Genomic DNA, 14,607 nt, shown 5'->3' on the forward strand with positions numbered 1-14,607 from the left:
TTTCCTCCCCGCGTTTTTTGTGCTATAAGCAATGATTGTTGAAGGCTTGATTCAAGATATTGAGGTGGAAGAGCATGTGGAACGAATTGAATCCTTTTACTCTCATTTTGGAGAATAAGGAAGGGGGGAGGGACGTATAAATAATATAGGACGAGCAAAAAACCCCCGCACTAAGCGGGGGAGCAGAAGCATTTTAATTACTGATGATTGATGACTTCATGACTAGGTTGTGTTGTATGATCGGGCTGATCAGCTTTAGCTTTTTCTTCTAACTCTTTCAAACTTTCTTCAATTTGTTCCAAGTACTTTTGAATGTTCTTTTGATGAGGTTCTACCGTTCGCTTCCAACTTTCAATCGACGTTTTTACATCTTCTGAAAGTTCTTTGATCAGTTCTGCCCCTTCTTTTGATGTTTGGGCAATTTGATCTTTCAGTTGCATTCCGTCCTCTTTTAAACTCAGGACAGTATTTTTTAAATTTTCACTTTTAAACTTAGCATTTTCTCTGAAGTCCCGCCCTGATGAAGGGGTGTTTAATAACGTATAAGCTGCACCTACAACTCCTCCGACTAAGATTCCTAATGCTAATGATTTTCCGTTTGGCATTTTCAGTCAGTCTCCTTTCGAATCACTCTCTAATTTCTATTTTCTCTTAATATGTATGAATGAAACCTTAAAAACATAAAAATTATTTTTTTAAATAAAGGTATAAAAAGGCACTACATCGAGTTGTAGTGCCTTTGGTGTCTGTTCAAGTACATTTTATCACATCATTTCAAGATGCTGGTTGTTGAGCCGCTTTAGAAAGAGATGTTCTCTTCATGATTTTCTGTGCAATCGGATATATGATGGACACGAAAAGGACGTTGAATGCTGCAGCAGGTAAAACTACCGTTACAAACATTATACCAAAGCTTGCTTCCATCAAACCGATGATATACAACACCACACTTAAGAAAATGGAGCCGCTGATCATCGTACCGACAGCTGCTAAAGCTGGCTGAGTGATTTTATGGTGTGAAATTTTCTTAGTCAAAAGTACAAGCCCGAAGAAAGCGAAAGCTGTTAATGGCTTGTCTATGATGTTGGCTAATTGCCCGCCAGGAACGGTGGTGGTCAATGCTGAAATGAAACCTGTTGCCAGTGAGAGTAGTAGAACATAGGACGCCTTAGGAAATAATAAGATTCCCAGAAACATCATAGCTAACATCATGTCCGGTCGCATACCGAAGAAAAACGGCGGGGCGACAGCATGAAGAACAGCACCAATCCCGACTAACAATGATAACATGACTAAAACTCGAATATTCATTTTGCATCTCTCCTCAACTATTCTAATCTATTCTCCGTTTTACATTCCAACCGTGTCCTTGTGACCGATTGCGAATGTATATTAGCATTATAGCAGTATTACTAATCGAAAATCAATGGACTTACTCTGGGATGTTCTGGTTGATCTCTCCGGCAATTGCCTGTAAATCTTCCGGGGAATAGTCATCGGAATGAACTTCCCATTTTGCACTAAAGCCATCTCCTTCTCCGTACCGTGGTATGAGGTGAATATGTAGATGGAAGACTGATTGTCCTGCTAGTTCTTCATTGTTATTCAACACATTCAATCCGGAGGGGGCGTATGTCTGTTTAAGTGCATTAGCAATCTTCGGAACTCGTGCAAACAGTTTCTCTGCCGTTTCTGGATTCGTAGAATAAATATCTTTGCAATGCTCTTTCGGAATGACAAGTGTATGGCCTTTCGTAACTTGACTAATGTCTAAGAAAGCGTACACCTCATCATCTTCGTAGACCTTCGCTGAGGGGATTTCCCCGTCGATAATCTTACAGAATATACATTCCTCAGCCATATTCAAACACTCCTTTCTATATTGATTGCATTGTATCATAAAGTCATTGGAAAACTCGACACAGAGGGCAGTAAGAAGTGTATCCGTCTTTAAATTATGATAAAATTTGGGAGAGTGGATGATCAATGAAAAGAGGGATAATTATGCAATCGTTATTACATATTGAAGACCTCCATGGAGGTTATACACATAAAAATGTCCTACACGGGATTTCCTTCGATGTAAATCCGAATGAAATCGTCGGGTTGATTGGTTTGAATGGCGCCGGTAAAAGTACCACAATCAAACACATCATTGGGATGATGCAGGCGAAAAAAGGGAAAGTTGCAATTAATGGTACATTATTTGAAGAGAATCCGGAAGAATATCGACAGCAATTGGGGTATATTCCGGAAATGCCAATACTTTACGACGAGCTTACTTTATATGAACATCTTCATCTGACAGCGATGGCGTACAATGTCCCAGAAGATGCTTTTAAGCAAAGGCTCGACCCGCTTCTTAAAGAGTTCCGTATGGAAAAGAAATTAAAATGGTTCCCTGTGCATTTTTCCAAAGGTATGCGTCAAAAAGTAATGATCATGTGCGCTTTTCTTATTGAACCGGAGCTTTATATTGTGGATGAACCCTTTGTGGGGCTTGATCCATTGGGAATACAATCCTATTTACAGTTGATGGAGGATATGAAAGAGAAGGGAGCAGGTATATTAATGTCCACACATATACTTGCAACAGCTGAGAAATATTGTGATCGTTTCGTGATTCTTCATGACGGTAAGATCAGGGCGATCGGCACTCTTTCCGAATTAAGGAACTCTTTCGGTAGACCTGGAGCTTCACTTGATGACATTTATGTCCAATTGACGAAGGAAGAACAAAATGATTGATGCCAAAGGGTTCTGGACTAAACGTTTTTCGGAGCATATGAAGGAAACTAGCAGGTATTTGAAATATATTTTTAATGGGCACATTGCTGTTGCGATGTTATTTTTTATTTCTGCACTCGCCTATTATTACCAACAGTGGCTGCAAGACTTGCCCGAGGCTTTCCCTACAGCCTGGGTGATCGCCTTCGCTTTTGGTTTTATGGCCAGTTACAGCCCTGTCCGAACTCTACTACAGGAGCCCGACTTAGTTTTCTTACTTCCTGCAGAATATCAGCTGGGTGACTATTTCCGGCGCTGTCTCTACTACAGTTTCATTGTGCAACTATACGTGCTTTTCTTGATTTCGGCAGCTTTAGGTCCGCTATATTTTGCATCATATCCTGAACTTGGTACGCAATATTATTTAATGATGATTGGAGTTGTCCTAGTCATCAAAGTCTGGAACATGATGTCCAATTGGTGGATGTTAAAAGAAAGAAATCCTCGCTCCCGACTGATGGATCAACTTGTGAAAATGCTTATTAATGTAACAATCTTTTTTTTCCTTGCTCAAGGTGAATGGATTTATGCAAGTATTGCTACGATTCTTCTTGCGGGGGTGGTCCTGTATACGTATGCCCTTTCCAGAAAAAAAGCCGGACTAGCATGGGATTTGCTTGTCGAAAAAGATCAGCAGCGGATGCGAACATTTTATCGGATTGCTAATATGTTCACAGATGTGCCACACCTAAAGAATACAGTGAAAAAAAGACACACTCTCGTCCGTTTATTTACCCAGGCTATCACGTACAAACAGAACAATACTTTCACTTACTTGTATAGGATTACGTTTATTAGAAGCAGTGATTATCTCGGGATGTATACCAGGTTAGTCATCATCGGCGGATTAGCAATATGGTTTGTGCCTAATGTTTGGGTGAAGATTGCCTTTGCCATCTTATTCTTGTATTTAAGCGCATTTCAAATGATGACTTTATGGAACCATCACCGAACGATTACATGGCTTGATCTTTACCCTGTGAACAAAAAGTGGAAAGAACAAGCGATGCTGCAATGGTTACAACAAATCATGTTGTTTCAGGCATTTTTATTCGGGCTATTATTCCTGTTTCAATGGAACTTGATGGGGCTTGTGCTCGTATGGATTGGTGGAAGTGCATTCAGTTATATATTCGTTCATAGCTATGTAAAACAAAAATTAACATGAAAAAGGGGAGACTGGAATACAGTCTTCTTTTTTTAAAAATAGACTGCATACTCGTTCATTACCGTTCCATCACCAGCGTCTGCACCAACGATCTTATGCCAAGCTCTTTTCGAGAATAATTTCCTCTGGAATCCAACTTAAGGTTTCGGTGGTAAGTAAAAGGATATCCTCCTTTACTTGACTGTATATTGAGTGAACAGATAGATGAAGTTACTTCATAGAGGAAAAGAGTAGAAACTTCTGTAAAATATCAAAGCAGGATTCCGGGATTTTGTATATGTAAAGTGGATGGTTTTCTATACCATTACTAAAGATTATTAGGACACTATCTTATCGGAGGGATTGTTGTGAGTTATGAAGACAACGCGAAAAAAGAGGCGATTCGTTGGAGTAAATCCCTGGAAAAAAGGTCGTCGATTTTTCAGAGGGGCTCTAAGCGGATACAAACAACCATCAATGAGAAAATACCTGAGCGTATGCATAGCATTGTAACGGATGGAATCCGGTCTATGATTGAACTTTCACTGACTACTTCTGAGTACATACGCCCGGTTGATGTCGATCCTAATTGGACTTTCCAAGAGAAAGAAGAGCAAGTGAGAGAAGTAATAAAACAGTATAAAAGGGCGGCGTCTGTCGAAGGAGCAGGAACAGGGGTTGGTGGCTTTTGGTTAGGGATGGCTGATTTCCCTTTGTTACTCAGTATTAAGATGAAGTTCTTGTTTGATGCTGCACAAATCTATGGCCTTAATGTCCATTCTTATCAGGAGCGTGTTTATTTGTTACATGTATTTATGCTCGCTTTTTCCGGTGATGAGGCACGTGGAGAAGTGAAAAGGAAAGTCTTGAACTGGGACGCCCTACCTGTAGAAGAGAAAAATGTAGACTGGAAGACATTGCAAATGGAGTATAGAGACACAATCGATTTAGTGAAGTTATTTCAACTACTACCTGGTTTCGGAGCGATTGTTGGTTATGTAGCAAATGGGAGGTTGCTTGAACATTTAGGAGAGACGACTATGCAGTGCAGCCGTCTCCGTTTCCTTTAATTTTCTAAGCGATCCTGGTAACTAATAAAAGCTTGAAATAGTGTTTTAGCCGCATGAGGTAATGCTTTTTCATCAAAATCGAATTTTGGATGATGGTGCGGATAATAATGGTCAGGGATTTGAGCGCCAGTGAAATAAAATGCCCCTGGCTTTTCTAATAAATAGTAGGCGAAATCTTCCCCTGCCATGACTGGTTCAATTTCTTCTGTTTTTAGATTGGCATCAGCGTTTGGTGCGTTTTGTAATACTAAGTCCGCCTCTTCGGGATGATTGACCACTGGTGGGTACCCTTTTTCATATAGGAACTCATATTCCGCATCATACCCTGTACAGGTGCCTTTAATAATCTTTTCCATTTCTTGAATGATTAAGTTTTGCACGTCAGGGTCGAATGTACGGACAGTTCCAGTCAATTTAGCAGAGTCAGCAATAATGTTGAAAGTTTGACCGGCTTCAAATGTTCCGACAGTAAGAACAGCTGTTTTCAAAGGATCCACCCGACGGCTGACAACTTGCTGTAAAGAGGTGACTAACTGGGAAGCGATGACTATGGCATCTTTTGTCTGATGGGGCTGTGCGCCGTGCCCCCCTTTGCCTTGAATTTTGATTTCAAAACGGTCCGCTCCTGCCATGAAAGGTCCTCTAGCTGTTTGTATGACTCCTGTCGGGGTGTTTACCCATAGGTGTGTTCCAAAGACAGCATCTACTTCTTCCAAAGCACCTGATTCAACGATCGGCTTAGCACCTCCGGGAGCATATTCTTCCGCATGTTGATGTAAGAAAACCAAAGTGCCAGGTAGCTCTTCCTGATAAGGGACGAGGGCTTCTGCCAGCCCTAGAAGGGAAGCAGTATGCCCATCGTGACCACAGGCATGCATGGCGCCATCATTTTTAGAGCGGTAGGGAGCATCATTTTCTTCTTGGATGGGGAGAGCATCAAAATCTGCTCTTAAAGCGACTGTCTTCCCTGGTTTTCCTCCTTTAAGAGTAGCGATAACGCCATTCCCTCCTACATGTTTTTCAAAAGGGATCCCTAAACGTTCATATGTATCTGCAATATAGCGTGCTGTTTCTTCTTCATGAAAAGAAACTTCAGGATATTGATGTAAATATCGGCGAGTCTCCACCATTTTTTCGTATTGTTCATCTATGGCTTGGTATATGTGTGACCACATTTGCTTCATCCTCCTCAAGCTTTATATGGGTAAAGTGTAATACATATTCTGAATATTCTCAAATGAACAGTTTTGCGGGGAAATGGTAGATATATGTGGAAAGATGAAAATTGGTTTTATGGTCGAATGTAAAGTCAGAAAAAAATCCCCTGAGTAAGTCAGGGGATCCATGCTATTTTTAGTTTTGTAACCGTGAATCTTGTAGTAAACGACCGATTTCCTCCATATGACCTGTTTCATCCGCAATCATATCATCGAGTTTAACAGATAACTCTGTTAAACCAAGTTCTTCAGCCTGCGACTTACGTTCTTCATAGCGTTTTATTGTTTGACGCTCTGCTTCATGAGCTTCTTCAAGCATAGGTCTAACTTCTTTCAGTTGCTTGACTTCAGCAGGTGTTGTCGTCGGTGTGCCACCAAGTGTGCTGATTTTCTCTGCTAAATACAAAGCGTGTCCTTGCTCGTCTGCTACTTCACTTTCAAAAAACGGCTTCAATACAGAACGGTATAAGCCAGTCACGACAGCTGCATTGTAAGTATACATAATTGAAGCTGCATATTCATTTGCTAAATCCTCATTAAGACCATCAATTAGTGCCTTCAATTTTTCATCCATACAACAACATCCTTTCTTAATACATTTATCTTAGTCTCATTATTGAATATTCCCTTAGTTCCCTCCTTTAAACATCTACTCTCCGTCCAGAGGCTGAGTCAACTACCAACCAGGGTTTGTTCCAATGGGGGGATGGATCCAGTAAAATAAAGGTGTACATGACCGACAAAGGGATTTTGGGACTTGTGTCGAATGTAACTTTTGAAAGGGAGAAAAGGGTGGTAGTCATGCATAGACAATTCTTTCATATATTATGGGCATCCCTACTTGTTATCATCGGGGGCATTTTACTTTTGTCGAATTTAAACATTATTTCCCTGGAAATGGATTGGTCCTGGGGCAATATATATCCATTCCTTTTATTGTTTGTTGGTTTGAAATTATGGCTGAATGCACTTGTTGAAAGGGGGGGGAATTGGATTGCTGGGTCATTTTTAACTATCTTCAGTGGTTTGCTCATCCTAGATCGTTTCGGGATTATCCCTTTTACGTTCAGTGATGTCTGGCAATTATGGCCGCTTCTATTCATTTATATTGGCTTCGGTATTTTGTTTAGAAAAAGCAGGTCAAAATATAAATTTGAAAATGATTCGAAAAGCAGTCCTTCTAACCGACCAAAATCGAAACATATGATGATAGGTGATCACTCTTTTAATGAAGAGAATTGGAAAGTAGAACCTATGAATCTTTGGAATGGGGTCGGTGATTATAAATTCGATTTCACACGCGCTTTTATTCCCGATCTGGATACACCGATTATCGTACGTGGATGGGTAGGAGATGTGAAAATGCTGGTTCCGAAGCACGTCCCATTTCGTGTCGATGCCAAAGTGAAGACAGGGGATATTCGGGTAGCGGGTCATAAAGCAGATGGCATGAATAGGAGCTTTCAATTTGAAACGGAAGATTATTCATCTGCTACCAGAAGGTTGACGATCAATATTGATCTAGGTGTTGGATCTATCAGGGTTGAGCAGGTGTGAGGGGTGGAAGCACATGTGGAAACAATTGAATAGTATACGGTACATGTATATCCGTTCCCATTTATATGGGTTAGTTTTGAATACTTTTATTCTTCTAAGTATCCTGTTATCTATCTACGTATGGTTTCAGCCAGAATGGTTAAGCGCTGGTGCGATATTATTATTTACTTTTCTTTACTTAGGTGTAGGTTTTTTTATGGCACTTTATGCGGGCTTTCGGTCTAGTGGTGATTTGAAGCAGCGCCTGGATTATATTTCGACAATGATCACCCAACTATCCAGAGGGAAACTCAGCTCTAGAATTTATTTCCACGAAAGTGATGAAATAGCTGCGGTAGGGGATGAATTGAATGTCCTTGGTGAAAAATTGGAGCAACAAAAAGAGTCATTAATGAAGTTGGCGGATGAAAAAAGTGAATTGGCTAGATCTGCTCATAAAGCAGCGACAATTGAGGAGAGACAAAGGTTAGCACGGGATTTGCATGATGCTGTCAGTCAGCAGCTATTTGCTTTGACGATGATGGCCCAAGCTGCGATGAAGATATTTGATCGTGATCCAGATAAGGCACGGGAGCAATTGGAAGAAATCACACAGATGGCTTTACAAGCCCAAACAGAGATGAGGGCTTTATTGCTTCACTTACGACCTGTACATCTATCAGGAGAACCATTGACAGAAGGAATTGCTTCTTTGATTGAAGAATTAAAACAGAAGTGTATGATCGATTTTGATCTTCAAGTGGATGAGGTGGAGCAACTGCCGACAACTGTAGAAGAGCAATTGTTTCGGGTTGTGCAGGAAGCTTTTTCTAATATACTTAGACACGCAAATGCATCAGAGGTGAAGGTGGAAATCACCCATGACGGTGAAGAGATTTTTTTACATATTGCCGATAATGGGATAGGTTTTGATACAGAAGAAAAAAAGACCAACAAAGCATCATACGGGCTTAAAACGATGCGAGAACGATGCGAGGAAATTGGTGGAACTTATTCCTTACGCTCTAGAAAAGGGGAAGGGACACATATTGATTTGTGTATCCCGATAAATGTAGGGGAAAAGGAGGCAGAGGGATGATACGTGTAGTGGTGATTGATGATCATGATGTCGTGCGTAAAGGAGTCATTGCCTATTTAAGTACGGAAGAGGACCTTGACATTGTAGGAGAAGCATCCAGTGGGTTCGAAGGTGCAGAACTGGTGAAGAAGAAAAAACCAGATGTGGTTCTAATGGATTTGATCATGGAGAATGGAACAGGAATCGAAGCGACAGAAATAATAATGAAAACAGAACAATGTAAGATTATCATTCTAACAAGTTTCTATGATGATGAAAAAGTGTTCCCAGCCCTCGAAGCAGGGGCGTTCAGTTATATGTTGAAAACTTCTTCTGCAGACGAAATCGCTGATGCTATACGAAAAGCAGCTAAAGGGGAGAACGTCATTGAACCAAAAGTCGCTACAAAAATGATGACTAGGTTTCGTCAGGAAAAGAAACCTCATGAGGATTTAACCAGGCGGGAGCTCGAGGTTTTGAAATGTGTAGGAGAAGGGATGACGAACCAGGAAATCAGTGATTCTCTTTACATTGGGGTTAAGACAGTTAAGACACATGTCAGTAATGTTTTAAGTAAGCTCGGTGTCCAGGATCGAACCCAAGCAGCGGTTTATGCACATCGTAACGGCTTGCTGAAGGAAAAAACCTAAAGAAAACCGCCTCCCCAAGGCGGTTTTCTTTAGGTTCGTAGCAATATACTAGAAGATTAGAGTCATATATATTGGTAGTGGTTCTTGGGGGAGGAAAAGCGAGTGGTTATCCAGAATCCATTCTCTTCCAAATAGCAGTCTCGATGCTATTAGATAGAGGTGGCTTAAGTGAAAGAAGAGTGTCGATTTAATACTTTTAAACTACTTTGTTTTCGAAAGCATACCTAGTATAATGGCATGAGAGAGAGGTAGAAAGGAAAAAATAAATGAAGAAAAACTTTGAAACATGGCTATTTTTGTTATGGGCGACATCCCTTGTTGCAACGGTTGGTAGCTTGTTTTTCTCTGAAGTTCTCGGCTATGAACCATGCGAGCTGTGCTGGTATCAAAGAATACTCATGTACCCGTTAGTGATTATTTATGGTGCAGCTTTATGGAAAAAGAAAATGGACATGGCAATTCCTGGATTGATTATGAGCGGGATTGGTATGTTGATTTCTATTTACCATTATTCGTTACAAAAGATACCAGCGTTATCAACAGGAGATACGTGTGGGCTGGTTCCTTGTAATGCTCAGTATATCAATATATTCGGGTTTGTAACGATTCCATTTCTAGCAGGAACAGCTTTCATTATCATTTTTATCATTCACGTAATGTTGATTGGAAAGAAAGGAAGTAAAGGCATATGAAAAAAGGTATGATCATATTTGCTAGTGCCCTCGTTGTGCTTGTTGTTGTGCTTATCTATGTTGTGAATTACCAAAACACACAAAAGACAGCGGACAACCCTTATGAGAAGAATGATCTTGAACAGGAAACGATCGATCAGTTGGATGATCCTAATTATCAAAATCAGATTCTTCCAGATGAATTGGAAGAACAAGTAGAGTCTGGCGAGCCTACGACGGTATATTTTTACGATCCGAAATGTGTGCATTGCCAGCGTACGACACCTCGTATGATGCCTATTGTCAACGAGTATGACATTGATGTTAAAAAGATGAATGTATTGGAGTTTGAAGGTCAAATGAGCAAGTATGATGTGCAAGGAACTCCAACTTTGATCCATTTTGAAAATGGAGAAGAGCAGGCACGATTGTCTGGGGAACAATCTGTTCGGGCTTTAGATGATTTCTTTGTGCAAGAAGTGATGGACGAGGCACCTGACCAAGAAGAGGAATAAAAAAGTGAGCGGGGAATCCGCTCACTTTTGCTATGCTAGTCATCTAATTGAATCATTTGGTATTTAGTAATGTAGGCATCACCATCAATAAAAGATGGCTTCTTCTGATGCTCAGGCCCGGATTTTTTATGGGCATCCTCAAAAGACTTGGAATTCTTCCAATCTTCAAAGTCCTGTGCCGTGCGCCATTGAGTAAGGACTACATATGTATTGCCTCTCAACGGTCTGAGAATACGGATAGCCTGGAACCCTTCACGGCCTTCTACATTCCCCGCTCTTTTTTTGAAGCGGTCCTCAAAAACGGGGCGACCCTCGTCACTGACCGGGATGTTGTTCATTACGACATAGCCTGTGCTTTTCATCGTCCCCACATGATCAACCGTTTCATACTCACGGCCTTCTTCAAAAATAGAGGTGTTGTCTCCTTCTGTGTAGGCAACGGTCTTGTCTTGGTCTTGCATGAAGTACAGGGTAGCTTCAGGGTGCTGCTGCTTCAGTTTGGATAAGTAATTCAATGTACCATTGGTCATCGATACTTTCATAGCGGATATCTCCTTTCCTACGTTATATTCAGTTTATCAAGATAAATTCAATGGTGGCAAGTTTGAAGGTATATATAGAAAGGATGCACGTCATTTGAACATCAAAGAACACATGAAGCGATTACCGCCGTGGACAAAACGTCTTAAATGGCCAGGCCTGATCATGGCAAGTGTTATTTTATTTGCTATCATAGCCTTTATAGTAATCTTGTTTGGCGGTCGGTTTGTCGTCAGTGAAGAGGAATTGATACTCGATGAAATGACGACAGTCGAGACGGAAGATGGAACAATTATTGAAAGAATTTACACGAAGAATAGGGAAATAATATCCATTGACGAAATTCCCATTCATGTTCAGGAAGCTTTTATAAGTATTGAGGACAGTCGTTTTCGTGAGCATTCTGGAGTGGACCTCAAAGGGATTCTTCGAGCGATCTATAAAGATATCATTGCCATGAAGAAGGTGGAAGGTGCTAGTACAATTACTCAGCAACTTGCCAAAAACATGTTTCTTACAAATGATAAAACATGGATGAGGAAAACGAAAGAAGTTATGGCTGCTCTTTATTTAGAGAGGAATTATACAAAGGACGAAATACTGGAGTTATATTTAAATCGAATATATTTCGGGGAAGGGACTTATGGTATTGAAGCAGCTTCCCAGCATTATTTTCAGACCTCAACCTCAGAACTCACCATCGCCCAGGGAGCATTACTCGCAGGGTTACCGAAAGCTCCGAATAGCTACTCGCCTTTCGATCACCCGGAGAAAGCCAAGCAACGTAGAAATGTAGTGTTATCACGTATGTATGATACTGGCAGCATTGAAGCAGGGGTTATGAAACAGATGCAAGGATCGACACTTGCAGTCGAGCGTTCAGAAGGTTCTAGTGAAACGTGGTCGAATAGCTATGTCGATCTCGTCATTGATGAAGCGGCCCAGAAATATCATATTTCTCGAGATGAATTAAAGCGGGGAGGATATCGGATAATTGTAGAAATGGATCCTGATATTCAGCGTATTGCTGCAGAAAAAATGAAAAACGGGGAATTCGTTCCTGGCGCTTCCGGTCCAGTAGAAGGTGCATTTACCTTGATGGATCATCATACAGGGGCTCTGGTAGCTGTCATAGGTGGGCGTAATTTTCAACACGGTGACATCAATAGAGTGAACTCGAGACAAGCTCCTGCATCGATCACCAAACCATTTGCCGTCTACGGCCCTGCAATGATGACGGGAAGCTATGACCCTTTTACATTACTATCTGATGAGAGACAGGCATTTGGTGAAGAGGGTTATTCTCCTAGAAATCATGATGACCATTATGATGGAGAGGTCTCTTTATACCAAGCTTTGATGGAATCTAAAAATGTTTCTGCTGTATGGCTCCTTGATCATATCGGCATCTCTTATGCCAAGGGATACTTGGAAAAGGCTGGGTTACCGACGAAAGATAACGGTTTAGCTATTGCTCTTGGAGGTCTTTCTGATGGATACACTCCTTTACAACTTACCGAAGCTTATGGTTCTTTACCTCAAGGAGGTACAAGGAAAAACAGTTATACCATCCGCAAAATCCTGGATCGTAAGGATGATGTCATTCATGAACATTCTCCAGAAACAGTAGAAGTGTTCGATACACAAACCTCGTGGTATTTGACTGAAATATTACAGACGACTGTCACGGAAGGCACGGCAAGTGCTGGCAGTTATAATAAAGCTTTAGCAGGTAAAACAGGAACACATCAGGATGAACATGTATGGTTTGCGGGATATACCCCTGAATATGCCGGTGTGTTATGGATGGGGTATGATCAATCTGGTGAAATTGCTGGCAGTAGTGTTTACCCGACACGTTTAATGAAAGAAATTTTAACAACTATTGACCAACAAAAAAATCTTGCATCCTCTTTCGAAAAACCTGAAGGAGTCGAAAGTTTACCTGCTCCGATCGAGCTTCCAGTGATTACGGATGCGAGGGGGAGCCTTAACTTGACAGGATTAGCTTTGTTGCGTGGAACACTCCGATGGTCTACCCCCGGGGATGACCGTGTCGTCTACCGTATTTTTAGGGAAGAAGAGGGAGAGGATGTTAAAGTCGGAGAAGTGACCGGGAAAGGGGAATTCAAAGTGAGTGCGTTTGGTATTTTTGATCAGACAAGTTATTACGTTGTTCCTATAGACCCGTTAACCGGAAAAGAAGGCCGGCCGTCCAATTCCGTCACCTTAAATTGGGAGCTGTGAAAAAACGCACAAAATCGTGACAAATGATTCATTTTTCTATACAGGAGAATATTAAATCGTTATAGTTGTAAGCGGATAAGTGAAGAACGTGAAAAGGAGTCTTTATTATGAACAAAATTGAAAATGATACGATACTGAAAGCCTTTCGGGGAGAGAAGACAGATCATACGCCAGTTTGGTTCATGCGGCAAGCGGGGCGATCTCAGCCTGAATATCGCAAGCTGAAAGAGAAGTATTCGTTATTTGAAATTACCCATGAACCTGAATTGTGTGCCTATGTTACTCGTCTACCAGTAGAACAATACGGAGTAGATGCAGCCATCCTTTACAAAGATATTATGTCTCCATTGCCGGCGATCGGTGTGGACGTTGAAATTCAAAAAGGGATCGGTCCTGTCATCCATAATCCAACTCGTACGAAAGCAGACATCGAAAAGTTAGGGACGATTGATCCTGAGGAAGATGTCCCTTACGTTCTCGATACCATCCGTTTGCTATCGAAAGAACAATTGACGGTACCATTGATCGGTTTCAGTGGGGCACCATTCACCCTTGCGAGCTATATGATTGAAGGTGGACCTTCTAAGAATTACAATAAGACAAAGTCATTAATGTACAGTGAGCCGATGACATGGTTCGCTCTCATGGATAAATTGGCAGATATGGTGATCACTTATGTGAAAGCACAAGTTGCGGCAGGTGCAAGTGCTATCCAAATTTTCGACTCCTGGGTCGGCTCCTTGAATGTCGAAGATTACCGTTTGTTTATTAAACCGGTTATGCAACGGATTTTTTCCGAGCTGAAAGAAGAAGGGGTCCCTCTCATTACTTTCGGTGTTGGTGCAAGACACTTAATTCATGAATGGGATGACCTGCCTGTCGATGTCATTGGTCTGGATTGGCGTATGTCGATTACAGAAGCAAGAAATGAAGGGATTACGAAGCCGCTCCAGGGCAACCTCGATCCTTCTACATTACTTTCTGACTGGGAGGTCATTGAAGAACGGGCGAAACGGATTATTGATGAAGGCCGAGAACATCCTGCCCACATTTTTAACCTTGGACACGGAGTGACTCCTGATATTAAACCAGAGACATTAAAACGCCTGACCAATCTAATTCATGATTATTCAAAAAAGGGCTAAGAGG

The 14,607-nt window shown here is 41.2% G+C and carries 16 protein-coding genes; 10 read left to right on the forward strand and 6 right to left on the reverse strand.

Features of this window, described 5'->3' with window-relative positions; genetic code table 11:
* Positions 1-197: 197 nt before the first annotated feature.
* From BMZ58_RS06575 to BMZ58_RS06585, 3 genes are all read right to left on the reverse strand, one after another.
* The gene (locus tag BMZ58_RS06575) at positions 198-605 is read right to left on the reverse strand and encodes a YtxH domain-containing protein (RefSeq protein ID WP_075035760.1); all 408 of its coding nucleotides are present in this window, start codon (positions 603-605) and stop codon (positions 198-200) included.
* A gap of 169 nt (positions 606-774) precedes the next feature.
* Positions 775-1,311 (reverse strand): tryptophan transporter, encoded by a 537-nt coding sequence (locus BMZ58_RS06580; RefSeq protein ID WP_075035761.1) that lies wholly within the window; start codon positions 1,309-1,311, stop codon positions 775-777.
* Positions 1,312-1,432: 121 nt separating this feature from the next.
* Positions 1,433-1,900 (reverse strand): HIT family protein, encoded by a 468-nt coding sequence (locus BMZ58_RS06585; RefSeq protein ID WP_341864768.1) that lies wholly within the window; start codon positions 1,898-1,900, stop codon positions 1,433-1,435.
* 104 nt (positions 1,901-2,004) lie between these two features.
* Here BMZ58_RS06585 and BMZ58_RS06590 point away from each other — a divergent pair, with 104 nt between their 5' ends.
* The 3 genes from BMZ58_RS06590 (at position 2,005) to BMZ58_RS06600 (ending at position 5,004) form a co-directional block, all read left to right on the forward strand.
* Positions 2,005-2,748, forward strand: a complete 744-nt coding sequence (locus tag BMZ58_RS06590) for an ABC transporter ATP-binding protein (protein WP_075035763.1) — start codon at positions 2,005-2,007, stop codon at positions 2,746-2,748.
* Positions 2,741-3,955 (forward strand): ABC transporter permease, encoded by a 1,215-nt coding sequence (locus BMZ58_RS06595; protein WP_075035764.1) that lies wholly within the window; start codon positions 2,741-2,743, stop codon positions 3,953-3,955. Before BMZ58_RS06590 ends, BMZ58_RS06595 begins: the two co-directional genes overlap by 8 nt.
* 347 nt (positions 3,956-4,302) lie before the next feature.
* Positions 4,303-5,004, forward strand: a complete 702-nt coding sequence (locus BMZ58_RS06600; RefSeq protein ID WP_075035765.1) for an EcsC family protein — start codon at positions 4,303-4,305, stop codon at positions 5,002-5,004.
* Here the strand turns inward: BMZ58_RS06600 and BMZ58_RS06605 are convergent.
* Both BMZ58_RS06605 and BMZ58_RS06610 read right to left on the reverse strand, forming a co-directional pair.
* A complete protein-coding gene (locus BMZ58_RS06605; protein WP_075035766.1) occupies positions 5,001-6,179 on the reverse strand; it encodes a M20 metallopeptidase family protein in 1,179 nt (392 codons plus the stop codon). The two genes, BMZ58_RS06600 and BMZ58_RS06605, sit on opposite strands and share 4 nt — an antisense overlap.
* A 178-nt stretch (positions 6,180-6,357) precedes the next feature.
* The gene (locus BMZ58_RS06610) at positions 6,358-6,795 is read right to left on the reverse strand and encodes a ferritin-like domain-containing protein (protein WP_075035767.1); all 438 of its coding nucleotides are present in this window, start codon (positions 6,793-6,795) and stop codon (positions 6,358-6,360) included.
* A gap of 185 nt (positions 6,796-6,980) precedes the next feature.
* Here BMZ58_RS06610 and liaF point away from each other — a divergent pair, with 185 nt between their 5' ends.
* The 5 genes from liaF to BMZ58_RS06635 all read left to right on the forward strand — a co-directional run bounded on the left by liaF (position 6,981) and on the right by BMZ58_RS06635 (position 10,671).
* Positions 6,981-7,778 (forward strand): cell wall-active antibiotics response protein LiaF, encoded by a 798-nt coding sequence (liaF, locus tag BMZ58_RS06615; RefSeq protein ID WP_167360038.1) that lies wholly within the window; start codon positions 6,981-6,983, stop codon positions 7,776-7,778.
* Positions 7,779-7,791: 13 nt separating this feature from the next.
* A complete protein-coding gene (locus BMZ58_RS06620; RefSeq protein ID WP_075035768.1) occupies positions 7,792-8,856 on the forward strand; it encodes a sensor histidine kinase in 1,065 nt (354 codons plus the stop codon).
* A complete protein-coding gene (locus tag BMZ58_RS06625) occupies positions 8,853-9,485 on the forward strand; it encodes a response regulator (RefSeq protein ID WP_075035769.1) in 633 nt (210 codons plus the stop codon). Before BMZ58_RS06620 ends, BMZ58_RS06625 begins: the two co-directional genes overlap by 4 nt.
* 266 nt (positions 9,486-9,751) lie before the next feature.
* Positions 9,752-10,177 carry a disulfide oxidoreductase gene (locus BMZ58_RS06630; protein ID WP_075035770.1) on the forward strand — a complete coding sequence of 142 codons (426 nt, stop codon included), beginning with the start codon at positions 9,752-9,754 and terminating at the stop codon, positions 10,175-10,177.
* Complete coding sequence (locus BMZ58_RS06635) at positions 10,174-10,671, forward strand: thioredoxin family protein (RefSeq protein ID WP_075035771.1); 498 nt, start codon at positions 10,174-10,176, stop codon at positions 10,669-10,671. The genes BMZ58_RS06630 and BMZ58_RS06635 overlap by 4 nt, the downstream gene beginning before the upstream one ends.
* Before the next feature lie 35 nt (positions 10,672-10,706).
* On the opposite strand, the gene BMZ58_RS06640 is transcribed toward BMZ58_RS06635, so the two are convergent.
* Positions 10,707-11,213 (reverse strand): antibiotic biosynthesis monooxygenase family protein, encoded by a 507-nt coding sequence (locus tag BMZ58_RS06640; protein WP_075035772.1) that lies wholly within the window; start codon positions 11,211-11,213, stop codon positions 10,707-10,709.
* Positions 11,214-11,325: 112 nt separating this feature from the next.
* Between BMZ58_RS06640 and BMZ58_RS06645 the strand changes: the two genes are divergently transcribed.
* Both BMZ58_RS06645 and hemE read left to right on the forward strand, forming a co-directional pair.
* Positions 11,326-13,458, forward strand: coding sequence for a transglycosylase domain-containing protein (locus BMZ58_RS06645; RefSeq protein WP_075035997.1), 2,133 nt, complete (start codon positions 11,326-11,328; stop codon positions 13,456-13,458).
* Between the two features lie 107 nt (positions 13,459-13,565).
* On the forward strand, positions 13,566-14,603 hold the full coding sequence (hemE, locus tag BMZ58_RS06650; protein ID WP_075035773.1) for a uroporphyrinogen decarboxylase: 1,038 nt from the start codon (positions 13,566-13,568) through the stop codon (positions 14,601-14,603).
* The last annotated feature ends 4 nt before the right edge of the window (positions 14,604-14,607 follow it).

It is taken from the genome of Halobacillus dabanensis, from assembly GCF_900114165.1.
GTDB lineage: Bacteria > Bacillota > Bacilli > Bacillales > Halobacillaceae > Halobacillus > Halobacillus dabanensis.

Bases quoted from the DNA above. Each gene is read 5' to 3' on its own strand.
- hemE (WP_075035773.1), top strand. From the start codon at position 13,566: ATGAACAAAATTGAAAATGATACGATACTGAAAGCCTTTCGGGGAGAG.
- BMZ58_RS06630 (WP_075035770.1), top strand. From the start codon at position 9,752: ATGAAGAAAAACTTTGAAACATGGCTATTTTTGTTATGGGCGACATCC.
- BMZ58_RS06605 (WP_075035766.1), bottom strand. From the start codon at position 6,179: ATGTGGTCACACATATACCAAGCCATAGATGAACAATACGAAAAAATG.
- BMZ58_RS06595 (WP_075035764.1), top strand. From the start codon at position 2,741: ATGATTGATGCCAAAGGGTTCTGGACTAAACGTTTTTCGGAGCATATG.
- BMZ58_RS06620 (WP_075035768.1), top strand. From the start codon at position 7,792: ATGTGGAAACAATTGAATAGTATACGGTACATGTATATCCGTTCCCAT.
- BMZ58_RS06625 (WP_075035769.1), top strand. From the start codon at position 8,853: ATGATACGTGTAGTGGTGATTGATGATCATGATGTCGTGCGTAAAGGA.
- BMZ58_RS06645 (WP_075035997.1), top strand. From the start codon at position 11,326: ATGAAGCGATTACCGCCGTGGACAAAACGTCTTAAATGGCCAGGCCTG.
- BMZ58_RS06585 (WP_341864768.1), bottom strand. From the start codon at position 1,900: ATGATACAATGCAATCAATATAGAAAGGAGTGTTTGAATATGGCTGAG.
- BMZ58_RS06640 (WP_075035772.1), bottom strand. From the start codon at position 11,213: ATGAAAGTATCGATGACCAATGGTACATTGAATTACTTATCCAAACTG.
- BMZ58_RS06580 (WP_075035761.1), bottom strand. From the start codon at position 1,311: ATGAATATTCGAGTTTTAGTCATGTTATCATTGTTAGTCGGGATTGGT.
- BMZ58_RS06635 (WP_075035771.1), top strand. From the start codon at position 10,174: ATGAAAAAAGGTATGATCATATTTGCTAGTGCCCTCGTTGTGCTTGTT.
- BMZ58_RS06575 (WP_075035760.1), bottom strand. From the start codon at position 605: ATGCCAAACGGAAAATCATTAGCATTAGGAATCTTAGTCGGAGGAGTT.
- BMZ58_RS06590 (WP_075035763.1), top strand. From the start codon at position 2,005: ATGCAATCGTTATTACATATTGAAGACCTCCATGGAGGTTATACACAT.
- BMZ58_RS06610 (WP_075035767.1), bottom strand. From the start codon at position 6,795: ATGGATGAAAAATTGAAGGCACTAATTGATGGTCTTAATGAGGATTTA.